This is a genomic window from Streptomyces cinereospinus (assembly GCF_042430725.1).
GTDB lineage: Bacteria > Actinomycetota > Actinomycetes > Streptomycetales > Streptomycetaceae > Streptomyces > Streptomyces cinereospinus.
In genome coordinates this window covers 1-4054 of record NZ_JBHMCY010000089.1, presented here as the reverse complement: position 1 = coordinate 4054, position 4054 = coordinate 1, and the positions used below count along the sequence as shown (strand labels likewise).

General features: G+C 77.3%; 1 protein-coding gene. It reads right to left on the bottom strand.

Annotated features, from left to right (window positions below; all coding sequences use genetic code 11):
• A partial coding sequence (locus ACFF45_RS31315) for an SDR family NAD(P)-dependent oxidoreductase (protein ID WP_381350188.1) occupies positions 1–4054 on the bottom strand: 4054 nt, incomplete at both ends.

The following is a 4054-nucleotide window of genomic DNA, read 5'->3' as shown; positions in this document are numbered from 1 at the left end:
GCCTCCCGCACGTCGGCCGGGGAGTCGTGCGGCGCGACGTCCGCCGCCTCCCGCACGTCGGCCGGGGAGTCGTGCGGCGCGACGTCCGCCGCCTCCCGCAGGTCGGCCGGCGGCTCCTCCAGGACGACGTGCGCGTTGGTGCCGCTGAGCCCGAAGGACGACACGGCGGCGCGGCGCGGCCGGTCGTCGCGCGGCCAGTCCCTGGCCCGGGTGAGCAGCTCCACCGCGCCCGCCGTCCAGTCGACCTGGTCGGAGGGTTCGTCCACGTGCAGCGTGCGCGGCATGACGCCGTGGCGCATGGCCTGGATCAGCTTGATCACGCCGGCGGCGCCGGCCGCGGCCTGCGCGTGCCCGAGGTTGGACTTCACCGAGCCGAGCCACACCGGCCGGTCCGCCGGCCGGTCCTGCCCGTACGTCGCCAGCAGCGCCTGCGCCTCGATGGGGTCGCCGAGCGCGGTGCCCGTGCCGTGTCCCTCGATCAGGTCGACGTCCCGCGCCGAGAGCCCCGACGCGGCCAGCGCCGCCTCGATGACCCGCTGCTGGGAGGGGCCGTTGGGGGCGGTGAGGCCGTTGGACGCGCCGTCCTGGTTGATCGCGGACCCGCGGATCACGGCCAGCACCGGGTGGCCGTTGCGGCGGGCGTCGGAGAGCCGTTCCACCAGCAGCAGGCCGATGCCCTCGGACCAGCCGGTGCCGTCGGCGCCCTTGGCGAACGCCTTGCACCGGCCGTCCGGCGCCAGACCCCGCTGCCGGCTGAAGTCCACGAACACGTCGGGTGTCGGCAGTACGGTCACGCCGCCCGCCAGCGCCATGGCGACCTCGCCCTGCCGCACCGCCTGGCAGGCGATGTGCAGGGCCACCAGGGACGAGGAGCAGGCGGTGTCGATGGTGACCGCGGGGCCCTCCAGGCCGAGGGTGTAGGCGACCCGCCCCGAGGCGATGCTGGCGCCGCTGCCGCCGGACAGGTAGGCGGCGATCTCCTCGGGCACGTGCTGCTGCACCCGCACGCCGTACTCCGTGTACATGACGCCGACGTAGACGCCGGTCCGGCTGCCGCGCACCGAGCCGGGGTCGATCCCGGCCCGCTCGAAGGTCTCCCAGGCCCCCTGGAGCAGCAGCCGCTGCTGCGGGTCCAGGGCGAGCGCCTCGCGCGGCATGATGCCGAAGAACTCCGGGTCGAACTCCCCGGCGTCGTGCAGGAATCCGCCGCTGCGCACGTACGTCTTGCCGGGGACGCCCGGCCGCGGGTCGTACACGCCGTCGACGTCCCAGCCCCGGTCGGCCGGGAACCCGGTGACGGCGTCGCGCTCCTCGTCGAGCAGCCGCCACAGGTCCTCCGCCGAGTTCACCCCGCCGGGGAAGCGGCAGTGGACGGCGACGACGGCGATCGGCTCGTCGGCCGGCACGGCGGACGCCGGTACGGGGGCGGGCGCGGCGACCGCGGTGGCGGTCCCGGTTAGCCGGGAGACGAGGAACTCGCCCGCCGCCTGGGCGTTGGGGTGGTCGAAGACGAGGGTGGCGGGCAGCCGCAGGCCCGTGGCGGCGTTCAGCGCGTTGCGCAGCTCGACCGCGGCCAGCGAGTCGAAGCCGAGGTCGGAGAAGGACCGGTCGGCGCGGACGTCGTCGCCGCTCGCGTGACCGAGCACGGCCGCGGCACGGTCGCGTACGAGGTCGACCGCGGCGCGCACCCGCTCGGCCCCGGACAGCCCCGCCAGTTGTCCGGCGAAGGTGTGCGCGCGGGCTCCGGCCGCGGCGGCCCCGGCGGCGCGGCGGGTGGTCCCGCCGCGCACCAGTCCACGCAGCAGCGCGGGTACCTCGCCCCGGGCCCGGACTCCCGCCCGGTCGACCAGCAGCGCCATCAGGCAGGGCTCCCCGGCGGCGGGGGCGGCGGCGAGCAGGGCGAGCGCGTCGGCGGCCGGCAGCGCGGGCATGCCGGCGCGGCGCGCCTGGGCCGGGTCGGGGTCGGTGGCCCGCCCGGACGCGCCCGGGTCGCGGGTGTCCCACAGGCCGAAGGCGACCGATGTCCCGGGCAGTCCCGCGGCGGCGCGGTGCGCGGCGAGGGCGTCCAGGAAGACGTTGGCGGCGGCGTAGTTGCCCTGCCCGGCGGCGAGCACCTGGCCGCCGGCCGAGGAGAACAGCACGAACGCGTCCAGGCCGGCGTCGAGGGTGAGTTCGTGCAGGTGCCAGGCCGCGTCGGCCTTGGCCGCGAGCACCTTGTCGAGCCGCTCGGGCGTCAGGTCGGTGACGAGCCCGCTGTCGGCGGTCCCCGCCGCGTGCACGACCGCGTGCAGCGGATGGTCGTCGTGGACGCCGGCCAGCACGGCGGCGAGCCGGTCCCGGTCGGCGACGTCGCAGGCCACCACGGACACGGTCGCGCCGAGCCCGGTCAGCTCCGCGCACAGCGCGTCCGCGCCGGGCGCGTCCGGGCCGCGGCGGCTGGTCAGCAGCAGGTGCCGCACGCCGTGCTCGGTGACGAGGTGCCGGGCGACCAGCGCGCCCAGGGCGCCCGTGCCACCGGTGACGAGCACGGTGCCCGTGGAGTTCCACGGCGCCGCGCCGCCGCCACCGGTCGCCGGCGCGAGGCGGGGCACGGTCGTCCGGCCCGACCGCAGGGCGAGTTCCGGTTCGGCCGTCCCGGCGAGCCGTCCGAGCACGGCGGCGGACTCCGCCGTCCGGTCGGTGTCGACCAGCCCGAACCTGCCGGGATGCTCGGCCTGCGCGGCCCGCACCAGCCCCCACACGGGCGCCTGGGCCACGTCGACCGGCTCCCCCTCGACGGCCGCCACGGCGCCCCGGGTGACGAACACCAGCCGGCTGCCGGCGAACCGGTCGTCCGCCAGCCACTCCCGCACGGCGGCCAGTACCTCGCCGGTGCTCGCCCGGTACCCGCGCGGCACGTCGCCCTCGGCGGACGCCACGGACCAGAACACCACGGGCGGTACGACGTCCAGCGCGGCCAGGCCGGCGTGGCTCGGGAGCCCGGTACCGGGCAGGTCGCCCACGAGCGCCGCCTCGCCCGCGCCCCGCGGAACCGGCACCGGCACCGGCACCGGCACCGGCACCGGCGTCCAGGCCGGCCGGAGGAGATCGCCACCGTGGCCGCCCCCGTCGAGCTGGTCCGCGGTGACGGGACGTACGGTCATCCGCTCCACCGTCGCCACCGGCCGGCCTGTCGGGTCGGCGAGCCGCATGGCGCACACCTCGTCGCCGCGCAGCCGCTCCAGATGCACCCGCAGCGCGGTCGCTCCCGTGGCGTGCAGGGTCACACCCGACCAGGAGAACGGCAGCAGCGTCCCGCCCTCGACGGCCCCGTGCTCCCCCAACTGGTCCGCGTGCATGGCCGCGTCCAGCAGGGCCGGGTGCAGCGCGTACGCGGTGCCGTCACCGCCCTCGGGCAGCTCCACCTCGGCGTACACGTGCGCACCGTGCCGCCAGGCCCTGCGCAGCGCGCGGAACACGGGGCCATAGCCGTAACCGCGCTCGCGCAGACTCTCGTAGAACCCCTCGACCGGCAGCGGGGTCGCGCCCGCCGGAGGCCACTGGGCCAGGTCGAAGGACGCCTCGGCCGTGGCCGGTGCCACGGCGCCGGTCGCGTGCAACGTCCACGGTGCGCCGGCGTCGGGCCGCGCGTGGATGGTCAGCGGCCGTACGCCCGCCTCGTCCGCCGCGTCCACCACGACCTGCACGGTCACCGTGCCGGCGGCGGGCAGCACCAGCGGCGCCCGGTGGGTCAGCTCCTCCAGCCGCCCGCACCCGACGTGGTCGGCGGCCCGGACGGCCAGCTCCACGAAGCCGGTGCCCGGCAGCAGCAGGCTGCCCAGGATGTCGTGATCGGCCAGCCACTCCTGACGGCCGGGCGACAGCCGGCCCGTCATGATCACCCGGTCCGCGTCGGCCACGGTGACGGCCGCGCTCAGCAACGGATGCTCGACGGCCTCCAGCCCGGCCGATCCGACGTCACCGGCGGTACGGAGGGGGGTGAGCCAGTAGCGCCGGCGTTGGAAGGGGTAGGTGGGGAGGCCGTCGAGGTGGTGCCCGCCGGGGTGCAGGGCGG